This is a genomic window from Thiorhodococcus mannitoliphagus (genome assembly GCF_010915725.1).
GTDB lineage: Bacteria > Pseudomonadota > Gammaproteobacteria > Chromatiales > Chromatiaceae > Thiorhodococcus > Thiorhodococcus mannitoliphagus.
Genome location: NZ_JAAIJR010000291.1, coordinates 1 through 2,253 on the forward strand (window position 1 = coordinate 1; position 2,253 = coordinate 2,253).

A 2,253-nucleotide genomic window follows, 5' to 3' on the forward strand; every position below is an offset into this window, starting at 1 on the left:
GACTGACTGTCCGGCTTCGATCGGAACGGCTGTCCGCTTTCCTTCGGACTGGGTGTCCGGTTTCACTGGAATACGCAGGTGCTTGCGACGGCGTCACTAGAGTGCCGAGAGTCTCCGCGTTGGCCCTTGGTGTCTGCCTCGAGTCCCTTACGAAACCTCGGCTCGAAAGTGGAGTCAGGCGGTCGGACCAGCCGACCGATTTCGTTGCGGTGGTTCTGCAGCAGCAGCGCCTAAGGCTTGACTTGGTTGAGGGGATCGCTTGCGATTCTCGGCAATCCTGCGAACTTTGCCGGCACGCGATCATCTTGTGCCGGAGGATAGATGCAACTAAGGCGATTGTCGGACAATCTCATACCAGATGGCGCCGGATCGAGGTTTGCCTTCAAGGAGCAGCGGCGGGAGCATTGCCGGGCTCTGTGATCGCCGGAGCGACCCACAAGGCGGGCTGTGAGACACGTCAGCTGCTATGCGCTTGGACAGAAATCGCCTACTGCTCATTGTTAGGCCGGGCGATAACGCCTCCTTCGCTCGAAGATAACGAACAGGTAATGGCCATGACCTCAGTACGTGATCGCCTCAATGATCAAGAGATCTTCGTGGCCAGGCAGCCGATCTATGATCGGGAGATGGGGGTCATTGGCTACGAACTGCTCTACCGCCATGGGAATGTGGATTACGCACGCATCGATGACGGCGACCTGGCGTCCTCGGCCGTGATCAGCGGGAGCTTTCTCCAGATCGGGATCGATACCTTGGTCGGAAGTGCGCTGGCCTTCGTCAACGTGCCCCGCCGGTTCATCATCGATCCTTCGCTGGCTCCGTTCTTCGAAGGTCAGGTGGTGGTCGAGATCCTTCAGGATGTCGAGCCGGAAGCTGAGGTCATTGACGGACTGAAACGTCTGAAAGCGCTGGGGCACAAGATTTCACTCGATGATTTCGTTTACCGGCCGGGCTGCGAGCCGCTGCTTGAGCTGGCCGACTACATCAAACTGGACGTCCTGCGGTATTCGTCAGACCAGCTTCGCGAGGCACTCCATCTGCTCCGTGACTACGGTGCCGCGATCATCGCGGAGAAGGTCGAGACACCAGAGCTTCACAGGCGCTGCACAGAATTGGGCTTCGACTATTTTCAAGGCTTCTTCTACTGCCGTCCGAAGACGGTGCGACACCGCGTGGTCGGTGCCAATCAGGCTGTCGTGCTGCAGCTGCTGCAGCAGCTTCAGGATCCCGAGGTTGATCTCCGTGATGTGGAACGCGTGCTCGCTCAGGACGTGGGGCTCGCGTACAAGCTCCTGCGCTATGTCAATAGCGCGACCTTCGCGCGCCGCCGCGAGGTCGAGTCACTGCGAGAAGCACTGGTTCTCGTGGGCCTTGATCGCGTTCGGGATTGGTCAAGCCTGATCTTGATGGGACGCATGGCGACAGGTAAGCCCAGTGAACTCATGATTGCCGGCATGCTGCGAGCCTACATGTGCGAATGGCTCGCGGAGCGATACTGGCCAGAGATCCGCGACCAAATGTTTGTCGTCGGGCTCCTCTCCATTATTGACGCCTTGCTCGATAGCGACATGATGTCGCTGCTCGACAACCTGTGCGTGAGCATGCCGATCAAGCTGGCACTCTTGGACGGCGAGGGTCCACAAGGCGAGCTACTGCGGCGCGTCATCGCCTACCAGGAAGGCGACTGGGAGCAGATATCTCAATGCGTCATTCCCTGCGAGGCCTATGTGTCGGCCTATATCGAAGCGCTCAAATGGACTGATGAGGCGATGAAATTGCTGCTTGAGGGGCGTGGTTGAAGCGCGGAAATGAGGAGGCTCTTCCGGATCTCAAGTAGTGTGCGATACAATATTTATCAACAGCTTACCCGCCCACCCATGCTCGAAGTCTATTCGAGCCCGTTTCATTCACGAGTCTTCGCATGATCGATCCTGAGCAATTTCGTCACTCTATTGGCCTCTCTGACATTGCCATTGAGCGTGTTGTCTTCGAGGAAGGCAACGTGCTGAAGATCTACGTCACGAGTACCAAGAAGGGTTGCCATTGCCATTGCTGTGGAGCCTGGATCGAGGATTTTTTCGCCTTGGGTGAGGAGATCAGCCTGCGTCATTGACCGATGTTTGGTCATCAGGTCTTCATTGTCCTGCGCCCTGAGCGTTACGGTTGCCCGCGCTGTGAGGATCGACCGACGACCACGCAGACATTGGACTGGTATACGCCGCGCAGCCGCCTGACCAAGGCGTTTGAGCAGGA

The 2,253-nt window shown here is 57.7% G+C and carries 2 protein-coding genes; both read left to right on the forward strand.

Going from position 1 to position 2,253, the window contains the following annotated elements:
• Positions 1 to 554 precede the first annotated feature (554 nt).
• A complete protein-coding gene (locus tag G3480_RS26240) occupies positions 555 to 1,799 on the forward strand; it encodes an EAL and HDOD domain-containing protein (RefSeq protein WP_164657144.1) in 1,245 nt (414 codons plus the stop codon).
• A 122-nt stretch (positions 1,800 to 1,921) separates the two neighbouring features.
• A complete protein-coding gene (locus tag G3480_RS26245; protein WP_164657145.1) occupies positions 1,922 to 2,113 on the forward strand; it encodes a hypothetical protein in 192 nt (63 codons plus the stop codon).
• Positions 2,114 to 2,253 lie beyond the last annotated feature (140 nt).

What these genes read in the sequence shown, in the direction of transcription:
- G3480_RS26240 (WP_164657144.1), top strand. Translation starts at nt 555, where the DNA reads ATGACCTCAGTACGTGATCGCCTCAATGATCAAGAGATCTTCGTGGCC.
- G3480_RS26245 (WP_164657145.1), top strand. Translation starts at nt 1,922, where the DNA reads ATGATCGATCCTGAGCAATTTCGTCACTCTATTGGCCTCTCTGACATT.